This is a genomic window from Cupriavidus sp. 01L46, from assembly GCF_056399905.1.
Map to the genome: position 1 here is coordinate 1 of NZ_JBFTSF010000673.1, position 710 is coordinate 710.

At 60.7% G+C, this 710-nt stretch carries 1 protein-coding gene; it reads left to right on the plus strand.

All coding sequences use genetic code 11. The features are described from left to right. Nucleotides 1–710 (plus strand): hypothetical protein (locus AC1DS3_RS39250; protein ID WP_477129447.1); only part of this gene is annotated, 710 nt, incomplete at both ends.

Sequence of the window (710 nt, forward strand, 5' to 3'; positions counted from 1 at the left end):
GGCAACCTCAGCGGCACTACTACGGCCATTGAGGCGGTGACGGTCAACCCGTCCGCGCCGTTAGTGACATGGCCCACTTCCATCCACATCAGCAATGGCGCCAACCAGACGATCGGCACCCTTACCGTTACAGTGACCGGCAATTCTGGYGATACCAACACGATCCAATCGCTTTCGATCAGTGGGATTCCGAGTGGAACGACGCTGAACGACGGCCCTGGTGGTCACACTTTCACCGCCGATGCGACTCACACCTCAGTCGATGTTTCCGGCTGGATCCTGAGCAGCGCCCTCGGTATTAAAAGTGCCCAGAATAACAGTGCGTTCAACCTGACACTGACCGCGACTGAACGGGACGCCGAAGGGAACCTCAGTACAACAACGACGGCCACCGAGACGGTGCATGTCGGTAACGGCCCCGCAGGCATTGCCGGAAGCGCCATCAACCTGGCGCTAAGCGATCCGTCCACGGGCCCAAGCGAGCCGGTCTCCATAACCATCACAGGGGTTCCGTCGGGTTGGGTAGTGAACAATGGGACAGATCTTGGTCATGGCGCGTGGACGGCTCAGACTACCGATCCCGCCGCGTTGACCATCACGACACCGGAGAACTATGCCGGTGCCACGCTGCTCGGCGTGACGGAGACCTGGACAAACGCCGATGGCAGMACGGGAACCGCGACGATCGCGGACAACGTCGAGGCCTACGC